This window comes from Sebaldella termitidis ATCC 33386 (assembly GCF_000024405.1).
Lineage (GTDB): Bacteria > Fusobacteriota > Fusobacteriia > Fusobacteriales > Leptotrichiaceae > Sebaldella > Sebaldella termitidis.
In genome coordinates, this window is sequence record NC_013517.1 from 2,898,791 (window position 1) to 2,915,796 (window position 17,006).

Genomic DNA, 17,006 nt, shown 5'->3' on the forward strand with positions numbered 1-17,006 from the left:
AATGGGAAGTTGTAAAAAATGAAAGGTTATATTCACTCTTTTGAATCCTTTGGGACTAAAGACGGACCCGGAATAAGATTCGTGCTTTTTTTGCAGGGATGTCCTCTGCGGTGTCTGTATTGTCATAATGTGGATACCTGGGATTTGAAAAACAAAAAATATATGCTTACACCAGAAGAAACCATGCACGAAATTTCTAAAGTCAGAGGTTTTATTAAGTCCGGAGGACTTACAGTTTCCGGCGGCGAGCCTTTGCTTCAGCCGGAATTTATCCTTGAGCTTTTTAAGCTTTGCAGGGAAGAAAAAATCCATACTGCAATTGATACTTCGGGTTATCTTCTGAATGACAGAATAAAAGAGGTACTTGATCTTACAGATCTTGTACTGCTTGATATAAAGCATATCGATCCTGACAAATATCAGGCTCTGACATCTGTGGAGCTAAAGCCCACACTGGAATTTATGGAGTATCTATCAAAAATAAATAAACCTGTCTGGGTCAGATATGTTCTTGTCCCCGGTTATACTGATAATGAAAAAGACCTGAAAGCATGGGCAAAATATGTTTCTAATTTCAAAAATGTAGAGAGAGTGGATATACTCCCTTTTCATCAAATGGCTTCTTATAAATGGGAAGGTCTTGGAAGATCTTATGAACTTAAGGATACTCCTGCTCCTTCCAAAGAAGATATAAAAAAAACAGAGGAGATTTTTAAATCTTTTGGCTTAAATACACTTACCTGAATATACAGAGCTGTTTTTATAAGCAGCTCTTTTTATATGAAAGCAACATTTTGTTATAAAAAAAAGAACTACCGGAAAACTTTGCTTTAAACACAGTATTTCCTTTAGTTCTTTTTTATTTTTATATTCATTTTATATTTCTGATTTAAAATCTTTAAAAGGTGATACCCATTTTTCATTGTCCTTCAGAAGCTTAGTCTTATTATATTCATATTCAAGCTCTTCATCTATACCTAATTCCGTTACTTCTGACGGATGCTTGTAAACATCTATATCTTCATCTATTCTTTGCTTTATAGTATTAGGATACTCATCCGCAACAATCGACTCCATAACAATTTCCGGTCTTTCTAATATAGAATAGTTTGTAACACCTTCATAATCAACAAAATTATTATAAGCATTTTCAAGCTTGTTGCCGCTTAATGTTTCATTATTAAAATGCCCTGTTTCCACTGCATTAAGTGCAATCATTCCTTTTATATCTGTAGTTTTATCTATTGAGATATCAGAATGATTTTCATGCAATTTTGAATCTATGGTATCAAGAATTTCCTCATTGCTCACCGGAAATTCATGCTTATTTTCAAAATTATCAAAAGAAATTTCCTGATTTAATTCCTCTGTCTTCTCTTTTCTTTCTTTTATATTTATCATTTTCCCTCCTACCGCCTTACGGCTGTTTATGTTTTTATATTATTATTTTACTCTCATATAGCAAATATATACACATATTATAATGGATCTCATATTAGTTTACACTTTAAATTATCTTTTTGTTTTCTGTGTAACAAATTTTACCTGAATTTTTTTTATAACCTTAAGTAAGTAAAAATAAATTCCATTACTTTTTATTAAATATATGTTATAATAAAACATCTTATTTCTTGAAAGGAGAAAGACAAATGGATAAAGAATTGATCACTTATATCTTTCAGACAGTTTCTGAATGTAATACATTTTTGGAATGCGCTTTAAGAAATAAAAATGATCGAATGATCTCAATGCAATTCTCTAATCAGGCTTTTTTCTGCATTAAACAGCTTCAAAATTTAGTTTATTCCAATGATCTAAGTACTGCTCACTTTAATTCTTATTATCAATATTTTTTATTTTTAAATCAGGCTTTACTTGAAAATACTCTTGATAATCAGCAGCTTACTCGGGAATATGGTATTTTGAAATCTAAATGCAAGGATTTTGAAGATAATTTAAATTTTATAGTTAAACAAGATATTACTGCATCTGAAAATATGTTTTTCATATAAGCATAAATATATTGTTTACACTCCTACTGAAGCTGGCTTACTTTATACCAGCTTCTTTTTATAATTAAAAATTATTTCATATGATATAACTTTAACAATATAATATATTACATTAAAAAAACATCCATTTTTTAGACAGGATGTTTTTTTATGCATATAAAACTTAGATTTTCTTCAAAATTAATTAATAATTCGTCGGAATTATTAATTGCAGAAATTACAAATTTTGTTAAAATAATAAAAAATTTTAAATATTTTATCCTTATTTTCCTTATATTTATAACTTTTCATATTTGTATATATTCTTAATCATTATTGAAAGCAACATACTGCCCTTCAAATTCTGCTGCTAAAAATCCGTCTTCACAGCAATGTACTTTTACTGAGAGCTTTCCTTTATGATTTTTATTATACATTTTGAATAAATTTATTTTATCAGCTTCATTTGTCAGGACACACTCTGCTGTAAAATCCTTTTTTAAAGGCTTCAAATATCTTATATTACTTTTGGAAATTACAATATGAGCATTTGGATCTATTTCCTTAATATTAGCATACACCAATGCCCAGCCAGTAACAGTCATAAGACAACTTATACTTCCTCCGAATGCTGTTAAGTGATGATTCCTATTTGGCTCCAGCTTTGCAGAAATTCTGACTCTTGACGCTGTAAATTCCAAAACACTGAATTCCATGGCTTTTGTAACAGGTATCTGCCGATGCAGAAATTGCTCAAATTCTTTTTTATCCATGTCACTTCCTCGTATAATAAAGTTACGGTTTTTTTAACAAGAATGCCGTATTAAAAACTTGTTATGCCATTAAGGCATATGAGATAATAGTATTAATACAGATAGAGGTCGTAGTTCACTTCCTTGAAGTCTTATCTTCCTAAGAAAGGATTACGCCTCATCTTTTCGGATTTATACGAATGAGCTGGATAGCGCATTGTTGCTGTATATCGAACGAGGTTGTATTCCGTTAAGATTTAGAGGTTCTGACTTTATCTGTTCATTAATTTTGAAAGTTGGTGTAATTATGTTTTACGTTGGTATTGATATTGCCAAACATAGCCATGAGGCTTCTATTACTGATTCCAACGGTTATCTTCTTGGAAAAAGTATTAGCTTTTCAAATTCTCAAAAAGGATGTGAGAAATTAATTGCTTTGTTAGAACGTTTCTCTGCTACTGTTGATAATACTATCATTGGTCTGGAAGCTACTGGTCATTATTGGTTATCTGTATACTCATTTTTACTTGAATTAGGTTATGATTTAAAAGTTATCAATCCTATTCAATCAGATGCATTCAGAAAAATGTATATTCGGCAAACCAAAAATGATTCTAAAGATTCCTTTGTAATAGCACAAATTATGCGCTTTGGTGAATTTTCTTCAACAATCTTATCTGATGAAAATATTATGGCATTACGTCAACTATCCCGTTATCGTTTAGCTTTGGTTGATGAATGTTCGGATTGGAAACGTAAAGTCATATGTCTTTTAGATCAAGTATTTCCTGAATACTCTTCTTTTTTTTCTGATACTTTCGGCGTTACTTCAAAAGAAGTTTTACTTAAATATCCTACTCCTGAGGACATGATTACTGTTAGTTCAAAAAAACTTACAACATTACTTAATAAAGCCAGCAAAGGTCGATTTAATATTAATAAGACAAAACAATTAAAAGAAACTGCCAATAATTCTTTTGGTATTAAATTTGCTAAAGATGCCTTTTCTTTTCAAATCAAACAAATGATTTCACAAATTATTTTTATTGAAAATCAACTTAATGATTTAGAAAAAGAAATTTCTTCTCTTCTACACGAAACCAACCATGTTATCACTTCAATTATTGGTATTGGTGATGTACTAGGTGCTCTCATTATTGGAGAAATAGGTGACATCTCCCGATTTGAATCTGCCCCTAAACTTGTTGCTTTTTCAGGACTTGATGTAAAAATCAATCAATCAGGGCAATTTTCCGGAAGCAGAATGAGAATATCTAAACGTGGATCTCCATATTTACGACGTGCTATTTGGACTGCTGCAAATCGCGCGGCTTTTGCTGATCCTGTTTTATCTAATTACTATCAATCCTTAAGAGCCAGAGGTAAACATCATTTAACTGCTGTTGGAGGTGTTGCTCGAAAACTTTGTAATATTATTTTTCCTGTACTGCGTGATAACAAACCATATACTCCTATTTTCCCAAAATAACATCTTTTTTCTTTTGGAATACCCAAAGGTCTTTTTAGCATGCAATTTTTTTGAATTAATATTTTTCAAATAATTCTTGACTTTTTATAGCTGGTCTTTCTAACCTAATCTATACTTTTATACAGCTATATTATAACCCTAAACATGTTTTATTCCAATCTTAAATTATGATAATTTAAAAAAGCTCTTCACAGATATTGGTTTTATTTGTGTAAAAAGTAAATATATATCTTTTAGAACATGACATACTGTTGTCACATTTTACACTATATAATTTACTATAATTAAATATAGAGGAGGTTTTTATGTCTAATATTGTTGAACTAGCATCTTTTTATCTGAAAAAGGAGGTGTCCCTGCCAGATTTCTTTCAGGTCTCGGATAAATTTAACAGTGAATTTCTTTCCGTACAAAAAGGGTATATTTCTCGAAAACTACTTGTTAACGGAGAAAAATGGCTCGATTTAGTTATTTGGGAGACAATGGAAGATGCACAAAATGCAGTAAAAGAATTCTATAACAGTAAGCCGGCTCTTGAATATGCGTCTTTCATGCTGGAAAATGAAGGTGATCTTCTGCATTTTTCTGTCCAAAAAAGTTATTGAATTATTTGAATCTATATACTTTATTTATAAGAAATAACCATATAAATGAGTATTGACTATTTCCAGTTATCACTCATTTATATGGCTGATTCTGCATATAATATATTTCTATTATATTTATTAGCAGCCTGATATTTCCAGACCGCCGGTTGGTAGAGCCTATTCTGTTATTCCGACAGGCAGTCCGAGTAGTATACTTTAAATATGTATCACTATTCGCAAACAAATGGAAGTATATCCAGCCATGCCAGAGGCAGCTAAAACGTTCCTAATAAAATAATTAAGACTGTTCCAAAGTATATTCAAGCATAAACCTCACCTTGTACGGCTTTTATTTTTATTCATTTTTACGTGATCTTTTACTATTCATGATTGTATCTCCAATCACCATAATTTTATTTTAAATTTTTATAATCAGTTAATATTTCTTATTTTATTAGGTTTAGCTGCATATTTATTTTTCCTGAGTGTTTTTATTTTCTGGAAAATATTCTGATAATGATATTAGATCTTTTAAAATTTGCCCGTCTATCTTGACTGATAATTTTTCTCCATTCTCCAATAAAAATTCCATTGTTACTTCACTTTTCTCATTTATTTCTGAAAAATCAAAAAATGAATTATAAATTATTCTCTTTTCATTATTAACAGTCCCATTATAATTCCGAACTATTATCTTCCCATCAGAATTTAAAGATTTTATAATTATTTCTCCTGTCATTTTTTTTACTGGTTCTTTAAAACTAATAGAAATACTTTTTTTATTTTCCATTTTTTTTAACATAGAATTTAAATACTTTGTGTAATTTATAGATAACTCTATATCTCCATATTTAGAAGAACTAATTTTATTATTATAGCCATACTTTACTCCGTCAAAATAATTACCCTCTTTATCTTGACCCCAAAAAGTCGGTCCTCCTTTTAATGGTCCTATATTGGGTATTCCATTGGGATAATACGGTGTTGCTAAAGCTAAGAACATGCAGCTTAAGATAAAAATCACTATTTTTTTCATATTTTCTCCTCCTATACTATTCTTTAATATTATATCATTTTAATAATATTAATCAAAAAAGCTAACAAATAACTGAAAGATTTTTTTCATTCTTTTTTGAGAATTTAAAAAACCCCGAAAACCGTCGTTCTCGGGGATATAAAAAAACATAATATTATCTTTTTGAAAATTGTGGCGATCTTCTTGCTTTTTTCTTTCCGTATTTCTTTCTTTCCACCATTCTTGAATCTCTTGTTAAGAATCCAGCTTCTTTTAAAGCTTTTTTCAGATTCTCATCAGCTTCAAGTAATGCTCTTGAAACACCATGTCTTATAGCTCCTGCTTGTCCAGTATTTCCACCACCGTTTACATTTACTTTCACTCCGTATTTAGTCAAAGTTTCTGTAAGTGTTAAAGGCTGCTCTACTATCTTAGCTAAAAGCTCTCTTCCGCCAAAATAACTTCTCATTTCTTTACCATTTATAACTATCCCATTTTCTCCAGGAATTAATCTTACTCTTGCTACTGAAGTCTTTCTTCTACCAGTTCCCCAATATTGAATTTTATTTGCCATTAATTTATCCTCCTATAATTCTATCTTTTCAGGTTTTTGTGCATCATGTCTGTGATCTGTGCCTTTATAAATTTTCAGTCTGTTAATCATTTCTCTTCCTAATTTATTTTTTGGCAGCATATTTTTAACGGCTATTCTTATTACTTCAGTAGGTTTTTTATCTAACATCTCTTCCAAAGATCTAGTTTTTAATCCACCTGGGTATCCACTATGTCTATAGTATTTTTTATCAAGCATTTTATTTCCTGTAACTACGAATTTATCCGCATTAGTTACAACAACAAAATCTCCACCGTCAACATGTGGTGTATAAATTGGCTTATGTTTTCCCATTAGTCTAACAGCTATTTCCACAGCTATTTTCCCTAGTACTTTTCCTTCTGCGTCAATTTCGTACCAATTTCTTACTACTTCTTCTTTTTTCAAGTTCTTAGTGTATTTATTATTCACTTTATCCTCCTAAATTTTTTTATTTAAGGATAACGGTTCCTTTGTGGGAAAGGATTATACCTTATTATTATATTAGATTTAGTCTGCTATGTCAAGTGAAACTGCTTATTTTTTTGAATAATTAATTATATTTCTATAAAATATATTTTTCAAAAATTTTATTCTCTTTATTATAAGTTTACCCTGTCCTTTCTCTCTCTGAACTGTTCCTTTTCTTACCAATTATATTACATAGCCAGATTTACTATTGCCAGTATTGTTATTATCCACATAATAGGATTTATAGTTTTTATCTTCCCCTGAAATATTTCAATTACCACATATGAAATAAATCCAAAGCTTATTCCTATACTTATGCTGTAAGCAAGAGGCATCATTATTATTGTAAGAAAAGCCGGTATTGCTGTTTCCATTTTGTTAAAATCTATGTTAAGCAGATTTTTAAACATATATACCCCTACTATTATAAGAGCCGGAGCTGTTGCATAACCCGGAACTATTCCTATAATCGGCGCAAAAAATAATGTCAATATCATACATATTGCTACTACTATGGAAGAAAATCCTGTTCTGGCACCATCCGCCACACCGGCAGCTGATTCTACAAATGTTGTTGTTGTACTCGTCCCTAATATCGCTCCCGCCACAGTTGCTATAGCATCAGCTTCAAGAGCTTTTCCAATATCTGCCACATTTCCGTCCTCATCTTCCAGCCCTGCTGCTTTTGCACAAGCTATGATTGTTCCTATTGAATCAAAGAGATCAAGAAACATAAAAGAGAATATTGGTCCTATAAATGATATTTTCAATGCTCCTATTACATCAAATTTTAAGAATGTTGATTCTATGCTTGGCGGCAGTGAAACTATAGTAGACGGCAGACTTGCATTTCCCGTGATTATTCCTATTGCTGTCGTTATTAAAATTCCATATAAGATTCCGCCCTTTATCTTTTTTAATTCAAAAAATCCTGTAATAATAAGACCTACGACACCCAAAGTCACTGCCGGAGTAAATTTTCCTATTCCTATTAAGGTTGCCGGATTTGCCACTATCAGTCCCATGTTCTGAAGTCCTATAAAAGCAATAAAAAGACCAATTCCTGCTGCTATTGAATATCTTATTACAATTGGAATGGAATCCACCACTTTTTCTCTTATTTTCATAAGTGTTAATGCTAAAAATATTACACCTGATAAAAATACTATTCCTAATGCCTGTTCCCATGGTATTCCTCTTCCTACAACCAGTGAGTAAGTAAAGAATGCATTCATTCCCATTCCGGGTGCCATTGCTATAGGCATATTAGCTATAAATGCCGCAAGCAGACATCCTATTGCAGCTGCAAGACATGTTACCGTAATCAATGCTCCTTTGTCCATACCTGTTCCGTCACTTAATATTGCCGGATTTACTATTACAATATAAGCCATTGTAAGAAAAGTAGTCAAACCTCCTATTATTTCCTGTTTTAAGTTTGTTTCCCTTGCTTCAAAACCAAAAAATTTTGAAATCATCTTTGTCCTCCTATTATTTTTTGAATCAAAAAAGCCCCATTATTTCAATGGGGTTTAATAGTTTTAATAAATCTAAAACTGCCCCATAGTAAACTGTTATCGGCAGTTTGTAGAAACTCTTGACCTTATTTCAAGATTATATGGTTAACTTTTTCATAATTATAATACCTGTAATTTTACAATGTGTCAATCTCTTTTTTCTTTAATTTATTTATAAAAGCTCCAAAAATCCTGAATAATCCAGCTGAAATACCCTATTATCAAATTTCAAATAATACGCCAGAAGCATTAACTCACCTCTTGTATTTCGACTGCCGTACTTTTTGTCGCCTGCTATTGGAAATCCCATATCTGCAAGCTGTACACGAATCTGATGCTTTCTTCCGGTTATTAATTCTACTTCCAGTACTGTATATTTATTTTTTATGGTTTTTATTTTTTTAAAAACTGCCTTTGCAGCTTTCCCATTTTCTTTATCAGAAACTACTACTTTATTTTCTTTTGTTTCCAGAAAATTATCAATAGTAAACTCATCTTCAGTAATAATTCCGGAAACCACAGCTATATATCTTTTTTCCAGTTCATTATTTCTTATTTTTTCTGTAAGATATCTCAAAAATTTCAAATTTTTTGCTCCCAGCAAAAGTCCTTTTGTTTCTTTGTCTATTCTGTTTGCAAAATTAAGATTTTCGTTTTTATAAATAGATTTATAAACCTCAGCAAGTCCGTATTGATTTCCTGTCCCTTTATGAACAGCCACACCTCCGGGTTTATTTATGATAAGACAGTCATCATCCTCAAAAAAAACCATTTTCATGTATCTGTCTTTATCAATTCTGAGACTGCTGTAGTGTTTTTTCTCTGTATTTTCAGACTCTTCCAAAGATTTTATTTCTATAACATCTCCAAGAACAAGTCTGTAATTTTCTTTTTTCTTTTTTCCGTTTATTTTTACCTTACCTTTTCTTATATATTCAAATATTGTATTAAGAGCCGTATCCTTCAGTTTTTTTCTCAAAAATCTGTCCAGTCTGACTCCTTCCATATTTTCATCACATTTTATTATCATAATGCCTCTAATCTACATGTATTTTTACACTCTGTACCAGTCCTATAATCATAAATGAAGCAATATAGGAACTTCCGCCATAGCTTAGAAACAGCAGCGGCTTCCCTGTTACCGGCATCATCCCCATTGTCATTCCTACATTTACTATAAGATGAAAAAAGAAAACACTTGCTGCACCATATAAGATCATTTTTCCAAACTCGTTTTCTATCACTTTACTCGGCCTCAGAATAAAAAATATAAGAAGGAAATAAAGAATTATTACTGAAGCTGACCCTACAAATCCTAATTCTTCCGATATAATAGAAAATATAAAATCTGTCTGAGCTTCCGGAAGAAAACTCAGTCTGCTCTGACTTCCCTTAAAAATTCCTGTTCCTGTCAGTCCACCGGCTCCTATTGATATTTTTGATTGGACTATATTCCAGCCGTCACCCCTGATATCCTGTTCAGGATTCAAAAATGTGGTTATTCTGGTTTTCTGATACGATTTCAATCCGAACATATATACAGGAACTGCCAGCACACATGCCATCAGTCCCATTACTATAAGCGGTCTTAATCTGACCCCGTATAGAAAAATCATAGATAAAAATATAAAAATTATGGCAAGAGCTGATCCCAGATCCGGCTGTATTAAAATCAGCACTGTAATAACAGATATTGGAAGAAAAACAACAATAACATCCAGTATATTATTTATTCCGTTTTTATAATTTTTCGTAATAAAAGCACCCAGTATTAATATTACCATTACTTTAACGAATTCAGACGGCTGTAATGAAAACGGCCCTATCATAATCCATCTTTGAGCTCCCAGCCTTTGCTGACCGGCGAATTTTACAAGTAAAAGAAGTCCTATGCTTACACCAATTAATATCAGAATTTTTTTTTCAAATTTTCTGTAATCGTAAAATGTAAAAGCAATCATTGTTCCTGTTCCTAGCACTACCCAAAAAATATGTTTTACTATTATACTTTGTGTTTTGGGATCCTCTTTTGTAGCACTATAGATAAAAATAGTCCCTATTGCTACAAGTGTATACACGATTAAAAGAATAAGCTTATCTACCCTGTGCAGGTTTGTCTGCAGCCTCCTCGTTAATTGTTTATTTTTAAACATAATTTCTCCTTTTTATTTACCTGTATGACCAAAACCACCATCTCCCCGTTTTGTTTCAGAAAGTCCGTCTTTTACATCAAAATCCAGTTTATAAACCTTACCTAATATTAGCTGCCCTATTCTTTCATTTGGCTGTATTTTATATATTTCATTGCTCAGATTTATTAAGAGTACCTTTACTTCTCCTCTGTAATCAGAATCAATTGTTCCCGGTGTATTCAAAACAGTTATTCCGTGCTTGAAAGCCAGACCGCTTCTTGGTCTTACCTGTATTTCAAATCCTTCGGGGATTTCCAGTTTTATTCCTGTAGGCACCAGATATCTTTCAAGGGGCTTTAATTCTATTTCTTTTTCAATATTTGCCGAAACATCAATTCCCGCTGCTCCTTCTGTCATATATTTGGGTATTTCCACATTATTTTCTACTGTAATTCCTACTTTTATTTTTTCCATTTTACATCTCCCAGTATTGTTACATTTTCTTCATAATATTTATCTTTTATAAAGTCATTTATCAGATTCAAATCTACATTTTTCACTTCTGCACGAAGCTTTTCCTCATCAAATATTTCTCCGTATTTCAAATAATGAGTCCCTATTATATTCATTCTGTTTCTGATATTTTCAAGTGAAAAGGCTATTTTACTTAAAAATTTATTCTGTGCTTTTTCCAGCTCGGAAATATTTATTCCGTTTCTTCTTAGATTCAAAAATTCATCTTTTGTTATTTTCACAGCCTTTTTATATGATTTCTCATTTGTACCTATATATGTTGTTACTACTCCGCCTTCTTTATAGGTCTGATTAAAAGTATGAACAGAATAAGCCAGTCCCATCTCTTCTCTTATTTTCTGGAATAATCTCGAGCTCATGGTTCCGCCCATTATATTTGATATTACATCATAATAAATCTTGTTTTCATCAAGATATGAAACACCGGGATATGATATACATATATTTACCTGTTTTATATCTTTTTCATAAACTTTTTCGCCATTTTGAAATGAAAAGTCTATTTTTTCATATCTATCAGTTTTTTCCTGATTGAAATTTCCAAAATATTTATCAATAATTCTTTTTATCTTCTCTTTTTTAAAATTTCCTGATACTACTATTACAAGATTATCTTTTGTATATCTTTCAGTGTAATATTTTACTATATTGTCTCTTGTAAAACCTTTTACACTTTTTTCCGTCCCTATTATAGGTTTTCCCAGATTACCGGCTATACTGTCTTTGGAATTAAGCTCCAGTACAAGATCATCCGGTGTATCCTGATACATTCTTATTTCTTCTACTATTACATCTTTTTCTTTCTCAAGCTCTTCCTGATCAAATACAGAATTTCCCACCATATCGCACAAAATTTCCAGAGCCTGTTCTACATAATCCTTTAGGACACTTATATAATACACTGTTTCTTCTTTACTGGTATAAGCATTAATGCTTCCGCCTAAATAATCCACCTCTTGTGATATTTCCTGATAATTTCTGTTTTTTGTTCCTTTGAACATCATATGCTCTATTAAATGCGATAATCCATGTTCCTCCGCTGTTTCATCCTTTGCCCCTGTCTTCACAAAAACACCTATGGAAGCTGAAGACACATTTGAAATATAATCATAAATTATTTTTATTCCTTTTGGCGTATTAGTTAGTTTTAACATCTCTCACTCCTTTAATATTCAGCTTTTCTGAACAAATATACTCCCAATGCAAAAAATACTATATTTGTCAGCCATGCCGTTATATATAATGGAAACACAGATACTACAGGTCCCATTGATCTAAGCATTGTTGATATTCCATAATAACTGTATCCTATTAACACAGAAAGTCCTATGTTTATTGCCGCTCCACCTCTGACATACTTACTTCCCAGAGATAACCCTATAAAACTCATTATGAATGAAGCAAAAGTAAATGATAATCTGTTATATAATTCTGAAAATAAATCATTTGTATTAGCTCCCACTCTGCTGTAATAAACGGATTTTTCCCTTAATTCCTTTAATGTAAGCTCTTTTGCCTTCACCTGATCCTCTAATATCTCATTTGGCGTTGCCCGCAGCTGAAATTCACTGCTGAGTATTTCATTTTCCATATTTTTTTCTACATCCAGTTCTTTTAGCGAGCCAAAATCCCATATTTTTGACTGACTATTATATGTTGCGCTTGGTGATACATATATACTCTTTATGCCGTTTAAATTTTCATGGAAATCTACAATCATAATTCCTTCCATTAAATTTTTATTTTTATTTACATAACTGGCATAAAGCATTCTATTTTTATCTAGCTTTATATATACATCTTTTTTCTCATTTTTTTTAGTCTGGTCATCTTCTTTCAGCTTGCGGTCTTTCATTTCCCGTTTCATCTTATTTGCCTCAGGAAGTATATTTATACTTATATATACTGTAAAAACTGATACCAGAGCTGAGAATAATATCGGAAACAGTACAAATCTCCGAAAGCTGATTCCCGCAGTTTTTACTGCTGTTATTTCCAAACGCTGTGCCATTTTGCTTATTGACAGAAGACTTCCAAGAAGTATTCCCAGCGGTGCCGTATTCACAAGAATTTCCGGCAGCCCGTATTTTATGTAAACCATACTGTCCTTTAGAGTAAACTTATCCTCCATTATCCAGCCTGTCACATTAATACTTTCTGCTAAAAGGAAAATCAGCAGAAACATCAGCATTCCAAGTATAAAACCTTTTATATAATTTATTAAAATATATCTGTCTAACTTATTCACTATCGGCTCCTTGACTTTTTAATAGATAATACCAAACATAAAACCAATAAAATAAAATTTGGCATCCACATTGCTATATTAGGATCTATATGATTTTTCTGGACAACAATTTTTGCATAGCTCGCCAGACCTATATAAGCAAATATTACTATAAGACTTATTCCAAAACTAATACCTTTTCCCGATCTTTTATTTGATACTGCCAAAAGTACACCCAGCCAGCATAATAAAACACTCGCAAAAGGCCCTATTATTCTTTCGTTATATTTTATCATATATTTTACAGAATCTTCATAAGACTCACCTTCAGCTATAGATTGTTTATATGCTTCTCTTAATTCCCGCAGATTCATTTCGCTTCTTGATTTTTTTTCTATATCCTCCTGCTTGAAAAATGTACTCATTGGAAGATACTGTTCCTCATACCTGGCGACTACTTTTCTATCTCCGGTTTTATCAAAATTAAATCCTTCCACATTTTTCAGCAGCATATACCCGGCTTCGAATTTTGCTTTTTCGGCAAAAAATACAGTGGGATATTCCCCTTCTTTAGTTCTCTGAAATAATACAAATTTACTTGCTTCTGCTTTGCTGTTATCCACTTCATCAACATAAAAACCAAATCCCGCATCAGAATTTGAAAGAAATACTTTTGCTTCTGTAAGTGAACTGGGTTTGGAAGAAAATAAATTTCTTTTCTCTATATTAATATTGTTAAGCGCTCTGGGATTTACTTCTATTTCCATAAACAGCCCCAGTACTGTAAGCAGTATCCCAAATATAATTGCAGGCCTTGTTATCCTGAATAAACTTGTCCCGGCACTTTCTATTGCTATAATCTCATTTGTTTCGGAAAAATTCCCGTAAGTCAGCATTACTCCAAGAAAGGCACCCATCGGAATAGTCTGTGTAAGTACTCCCGGAACCAAATATATAAAATAATCTATTACTAACAAAAACGGAAGGTCATTAGTAAATAATTTTTCCATTATGTCAATAAAAACATTAATTATCAGTATGAAGGTAAAAATACTTATTCCAAATACTGAAGGTAATATAAGTGCTTTGTATATATATTTATCTATTATTTTCATTTTCCACCTTCGGTTTCTCGTCGTTATTTTCCAGTTCTTTCAGTATATCATTTCTAAACTTTTTTTCATCGTTATTCTGTTTATACTCTGTCAGTGTATCTTTTATAAACTCAGGAAATAAATCCGAATAACTATATAAATAAGTTGATATTATATTAACTGAAATACTTTCTTTCATTGTTGTCCTTAGTTTTTGATCAGTTTTTGAAACCAATAAAAGTATTATAAAAACTATAAATACCAAAAAGCTCCCTTTTACTAACCCCAAAAAGCCTCCCAGTATATTGTCCAATCTTTTTAATTTTATTAATTTCAAAAATCTTTTGAATAAATTCAGCACAATAAATAATATTACAAAAATTGCAACGGTTATCCCTGCAAAAATTTTGGCATTATCTAAATATGTCCCCTTATCCTCGGTAAAAAAGGCCGAAACGAAAGGATACAGCATATTTGAAAGATAAAATGACAGTAATGTTATAAATATTCCAAAAAATTCAAAAATAAAACCTTTTTTATAACCTAAAAGAAAAAAAAGTGTCAATATAATTAAAAAAGCTACATCTATTATCATTATTTCTCTCCTACATAAATTCTGGTTACTCTCTGACCTATTCCGCACAAAATTTCGTATGAAATAGTTCCGCATTTTTCCGCTACTTCTTCTATATGAATATTTTCTCCAAAAAATTCTACAGTGTCGCCGACGTTTACTTCCAAGTCTTCCGGTATACTTACCATGAGTTGATCCATGCATATTGTTCCTGCTATTCTGCATCTTCTGTTATTTATGACAACTTCACCTTTTCCAGTAAGATCACGTCTTATCCCGTCAGCATATCCTATGGAAACAGTTGCTATTTTTTCCCCTGCCCTGCCTTCATATTTTCTATTATAGCTTATAAATGAATTATTTTCTAACTTTTTTATAAAACTGACTCTGGATTTAAGAGCCATAACAGGTTTAAAATCATAAGAAAATGCGTTTTCTTTTTTTATTCCGCCGTATAAAATAATACCGGGTCTTATTATATCATATTTTGACTCTGAAAACTGCATTGATCCGAAACTGTTTAGTATATGTCTGTATTTTATTTTGGGAAATTTTTCTACTATTTTTTTGAAATCTTCAAGCTGTCTTTTTGTATATTCAGGGCTTGTATCAGCTGAAGACAAATGTGAAAATATTCCTTCTACATTTATTTTACTGTTTTCTTCAGTTTTTCTTTTTACTTCATCCAGAGAATTCCGGCTAAATCCTATTCTGCCCATTCCGGTATCTACTGCCAGATGAACTCTCGGAGCCAGATTATTTTCATTCAGAAAATCTATTTCATCCATAGAAGTTAACGGAAAAGCTATATTCATATCTATAGCTTTTCTCATATCTTCAGTTTCAACCGGACCGAATACCAATATATTCGTTGCCTTATCAAGTTTTCGAAGTTTTTCGGCCTCATTAAATGTTGCCACTCCTACCCATTTTATACCTTCTGAAATAAGTACATTAAATACTTCCGCTATCCCGTGCCCGTAAGCATCAGCCTTTATTGCCGGAAGCAGCATGCTGTCTCCTGCTATTGTTTTCAGAATATTTATATTATGTCTCAAATTATCTAAATTGATTTCAGCCCAGCTTCTCATTTATTTTCACTCCTATACTACGACTTTTTCCATACTTCTGTCTTTTTTTCCGTTTTTTTCTTGTTTCGGCGGCTTTTTAAATCTTCTCAACAGATAAACAAGAGGACTTGCCAGCCATATTGACGAATAAGTACCATATACTATCCCGACCAGTAATGTAATATTAAATGTTCTTAGTGTGCTTCCCCCGAATATAAGCAGAGCAGCTAAGGCAAGAAGTGTTGTCAGTGAAGTATAGACAGACCTTATAAATACCTTATTTACACTCTCGTCTATTACATCTGCAAACGGCTTCTTCCCGCCGTATTTATGGTCATTTTCCCTTATCCTGTCAAATATTACTATTGTGTCATTCATCGAATACCCCAGTATTGTTAATATTGCAGCTATAAACGGAGTATCTACCTCAAACTGGAAGAATGATATGAACCCTATGGTTACCAATACATCATGTAAAAGGGCAAGAACACTGCTTAATGCATATATCCACTCAAATCTTATTGTTATATATATCAGTATCAGTATCGACCCCAGAGCTAACGCCCATAATGCATTTTTAGCAAGCTCATTCCCTACTACAGCTCCTACTGCATCAGCTTTTATTAATTCATAATTTCCCTGTTCTGCTTTTAATTCTTCCAGAATCGCTGATTTTTCTTTTTCATCTGCTATCTGTGTTCTAAGTAAAACTGTATTTCCTTCTGAATACTGTACCTTATTAGATTTTAGCGAAGGATATTTTGATGCCATTTCTTTTAAGGTTTTATCCATTGCTTCCTTGCTTACCGGCTTTTCAAACTTCATCTGATAAATATTACCGCCGGTAAAATCTATTCCCAGATTAAATCCTTTTGTAAATATTGAGAAAAGAGAAAATAATATCATAAATGTAGAAAATATAAAGTATACATTTCTTGTTTTCATTAATTTCAAATCCATA

At 31.7% G+C, this 17,006-nt stretch carries 19 protein-coding genes and 1 riboswitch; of the genes, 4 read left to right on the top strand and 15 right to left on the bottom strand.

Features of this window, described 5'->3' with window-relative positions; genetic code table 11:
* Nucleotides 1–18 precede the first annotated feature (18 nt).
* Complete coding sequence (gene pflA / locus STERM_RS13360; RefSeq protein WP_012862158.1) at nucleotides 19–744, top strand: pyruvate formate-lyase-activating protein; 726 nt, start codon at nucleotides 19–21, stop codon at nucleotides 742–744.
* 132 nt (nucleotides 745–876) lie between these two features.
* Here the strand turns inward: pflA and STERM_RS13365 are convergent, their stop codons facing one another.
* Nucleotides 877–1,401 (bottom strand): hypothetical protein, encoded by a 525-nt coding sequence (locus STERM_RS13365; protein WP_012862159.1) that lies wholly within the window; start codon nucleotides 1,399–1,401, stop codon nucleotides 877–879.
* Nucleotides 1,402–1,649: 248 nt separating this feature from the next.
* Between STERM_RS13365 and STERM_RS13370 the strand changes: the two genes are divergently transcribed.
* Nucleotides 1,650–2,012, top strand: a complete 363-nt coding sequence (locus STERM_RS13370) for a hypothetical protein (RefSeq protein ID WP_012862160.1) — start codon at nucleotides 1,650–1,652, stop codon at nucleotides 2,010–2,012.
* 305 nt (nucleotides 2,013–2,317) lie between these two features.
* Here STERM_RS13370 and STERM_RS13375 read toward each other — a convergent pair whose 3' ends face one another.
* Nucleotides 2,318–2,764: a YiiD C-terminal domain-containing protein gene (locus STERM_RS13375; RefSeq protein WP_012862161.1), complete on the bottom strand. Its 447-nt coding sequence runs from the start codon at nucleotides 2,762–2,764 to the stop codon at nucleotides 2,318–2,320.
* Nucleotides 2,765–3,032: 268 nt separating this feature from the next.
* Between STERM_RS13375 and STERM_RS13380 the strand changes: the two genes are divergently transcribed.
* The gene (locus tag STERM_RS13380; protein ID WP_211205101.1) at nucleotides 3,033–4,232 is read left to right on the top strand and encodes an IS110 family RNA-guided transposase; all 1,200 of its coding nucleotides are present in this window, start codon (nucleotides 3,033–3,035) and stop codon (nucleotides 4,230–4,232) included.
* Between the two features lie 305 nt (nucleotides 4,233–4,537).
* On the top strand, nucleotides 4,538–4,837 hold the full coding sequence (locus STERM_RS13385; protein WP_012862163.1) for a hypothetical protein: 300 nt from the start codon (nucleotides 4,538–4,540) through the stop codon (nucleotides 4,835–4,837).
* Nucleotides 4,838–5,291: 454 nt separating this feature from the next.
* Here STERM_RS13385 and STERM_RS13390 read toward each other — a convergent pair whose 3' ends face one another.
* The 13 genes from STERM_RS13390 to secF all read right to left on the bottom strand — a co-directional run bounded on the left by STERM_RS13390 (nucleotide 5,292) and on the right by secF (nucleotide 17,005).
* The gene (locus tag STERM_RS13390; RefSeq protein WP_012862164.1) at nucleotides 5,292–5,855 is read right to left on the bottom strand and encodes a hypothetical protein; all 564 of its coding nucleotides are present in this window, start codon (nucleotides 5,853–5,855) and stop codon (nucleotides 5,292–5,294) included.
* A 154-nt stretch (nucleotides 5,856–6,009) separates the two neighbouring features.
* Entirely contained in the window at nucleotides 6,010–6,408 is a 399-nt protein-coding gene (rpsI, locus tag STERM_RS13395) for a 30S ribosomal protein S9 (RefSeq protein ID WP_012862165.1), read from the bottom strand.
* A 12-nt stretch (nucleotides 6,409–6,420) separates the two neighbouring features.
* Nucleotides 6,421–6,858, bottom strand: coding sequence for a 50S ribosomal protein L13 (rplM, locus tag STERM_RS13400; protein WP_012862166.1), 438 nt, complete (start codon nucleotides 6,856–6,858; stop codon nucleotides 6,421–6,423).
* A 227-nt stretch (nucleotides 6,859–7,085) separates the two neighbouring features.
* Entirely contained in the window at nucleotides 7,086–8,375 is a 1,290-nt protein-coding gene (locus STERM_RS13405) for an NCS2 family permease (RefSeq protein WP_012862167.1), read from the bottom strand.
* Nucleotides 8,376–8,441: 66 nt separating this feature from the next.
* A riboswitch (purine riboswitch) is annotated at nucleotides 8,442–8,539 on the bottom strand.
* Between the two features lie 47 nt (nucleotides 8,540–8,586).
* The gene (locus STERM_RS13410) at nucleotides 8,587–9,444 is read right to left on the bottom strand and encodes an RluA family pseudouridine synthase (protein WP_012862168.1); all 858 of its coding nucleotides are present in this window, start codon (nucleotides 9,442–9,444) and stop codon (nucleotides 8,587–8,589) included.
* A gap of 7 nt (nucleotides 9,445–9,451) precedes the next feature.
* The gene (gene rodA, locus STERM_RS13415) at nucleotides 9,452–10,567 is read right to left on the bottom strand and encodes a rod shape-determining protein RodA (RefSeq protein ID WP_012862169.1); all 1,116 of its coding nucleotides are present in this window, start codon (nucleotides 10,565–10,567) and stop codon (nucleotides 9,452–9,454) included.
* A 12-nt stretch (nucleotides 10,568–10,579) separates the two neighbouring features.
* Nucleotides 10,580–11,020, bottom strand: coding sequence for a dUTP diphosphatase (dut, locus tag STERM_RS13420; protein ID WP_012862170.1), 441 nt, complete (start codon nucleotides 11,018–11,020; stop codon nucleotides 10,580–10,582).
* Complete coding sequence (locus tag STERM_RS13425; protein ID WP_012862171.1) at nucleotides 11,008–12,234, bottom strand: M16 family metallopeptidase; 1,227 nt, start codon at nucleotides 12,232–12,234, stop codon at nucleotides 11,008–11,010. The genes dut and STERM_RS13425 overlap by 13 nt, the downstream gene beginning before the upstream one ends.
* A gap of 11 nt (nucleotides 12,235–12,245) precedes the next feature.
* Nucleotides 12,246–13,328, bottom strand: a complete 1,083-nt coding sequence (locus tag STERM_RS13430; RefSeq protein ID WP_012862172.1) for an LptF/LptG family permease — start codon at nucleotides 13,326–13,328, stop codon at nucleotides 12,246–12,248.
* Nucleotides 13,328–14,422 (bottom strand): LptF/LptG family permease, encoded by a 1,095-nt coding sequence (locus STERM_RS13435; protein WP_012862173.1) that lies wholly within the window; start codon nucleotides 14,420–14,422, stop codon nucleotides 13,328–13,330. Before STERM_RS13435 ends, STERM_RS13430 begins: the two co-directional genes overlap by 1 nt.
* Nucleotides 14,406–14,996, bottom strand: coding sequence for a CvpA family protein (locus tag STERM_RS13440; protein ID WP_012862174.1), 591 nt, complete (start codon nucleotides 14,994–14,996; stop codon nucleotides 14,406–14,408). The genes STERM_RS13435 and STERM_RS13440 overlap by 17 nt, the downstream gene beginning before the upstream one ends.
* Complete coding sequence (alr, locus tag STERM_RS13445) at nucleotides 14,996–16,066, bottom strand: alanine racemase (RefSeq protein WP_012862175.1); 1,071 nt, start codon at nucleotides 16,064–16,066, stop codon at nucleotides 14,996–14,998. Before alr ends, STERM_RS13440 begins: the two co-directional genes overlap by 1 nt.
* 12 nt (nucleotides 16,067–16,078) lie before the next feature.
* Nucleotides 16,079–17,005, bottom strand: coding sequence for a protein translocase subunit SecF (secF, locus tag STERM_RS13450; RefSeq protein ID WP_012862176.1), 927 nt, complete (start codon nucleotides 17,003–17,005; stop codon nucleotides 16,079–16,081).
* Between the last annotated feature and the right edge of the window lies 1 nt (nucleotide 17,006).

Excerpts from the sequence above, each read along its gene's own strand:
- alr (WP_012862175.1), bottom strand. The coding sequence starts at position 16,066 with ATGAGAAGCTGGGCTGAAATCAATTTAGATAATTTGAGACATAATATA.
- STERM_RS13440 (WP_012862174.1), bottom strand. The coding sequence starts at position 14,996 with ATGATAATAGATGTAGCTTTTTTAATTATATTGACACTTTTTTTTCTT.
- STERM_RS13410 (WP_012862168.1), bottom strand. The coding sequence starts at position 9,444 with ATGATAATAAAATGTGATGAAAATATGGAAGGAGTCAGACTGGACAGA.
- pflA (WP_012862158.1), top strand. The coding sequence starts at position 19 with ATGAAAGGTTATATTCACTCTTTTGAATCCTTTGGGACTAAAGACGGA.
- STERM_RS13365 (WP_012862159.1), bottom strand. The coding sequence starts at position 1,401 with ATGATAAATATAAAAGAAAGAAAAGAGAAGACAGAGGAATTAAATCAG.
- STERM_RS13390 (WP_012862164.1), bottom strand. The coding sequence starts at position 5,855 with ATGAAAAAAATAGTGATTTTTATCTTAAGCTGCATGTTCTTAGCTTTA.
- secF (WP_012862176.1), bottom strand. The coding sequence starts at position 17,005 with ATGGATTTGAAATTAATGAAAACAAGAAATGTATACTTTATATTTTCT.
- STERM_RS13425 (WP_012862171.1), bottom strand. The coding sequence starts at position 12,234 with ATGTTAAAACTAACTAATACGCCAAAAGGAATAAAAATAATTTATGAT.
- rpsI (WP_012862165.1), bottom strand. The coding sequence starts at position 6,408 with ATGGCAAATAAAATTCAATATTGGGGAACTGGTAGAAGAAAGACTTCA.
- rodA (WP_012862169.1), bottom strand. The coding sequence starts at position 10,567 with ATGTTTAAAAATAAACAATTAACGAGGAGGCTGCAGACAAACCTGCAC.
- STERM_RS13385 (WP_012862163.1), top strand. The coding sequence starts at position 4,538 with ATGTCTAATATTGTTGAACTAGCATCTTTTTATCTGAAAAAGGAGGTG.
- dut (WP_012862170.1), bottom strand. The coding sequence starts at position 11,020 with ATGGAAAAAATAAAAGTAGGAATTACAGTAGAAAATAATGTGGAAATA.
- STERM_RS13375 (WP_012862161.1), bottom strand. The coding sequence starts at position 2,764 with ATGGATAAAAAAGAATTTGAGCAATTTCTGCATCGGCAGATACCTGTT.
- STERM_RS13435 (WP_012862173.1), bottom strand. The coding sequence starts at position 14,422 with ATGAAAATAATAGATAAATATATATACAAAGCACTTATATTACCTTCA.
- STERM_RS13370 (WP_012862160.1), top strand. The coding sequence starts at position 1,650 with ATGGATAAAGAATTGATCACTTATATCTTTCAGACAGTTTCTGAATGT.
- STERM_RS13405 (WP_012862167.1), bottom strand. The coding sequence starts at position 8,375 with ATGATTTCAAAATTTTTTGGTTTTGAAGCAAGGGAAACAAACTTAAAA.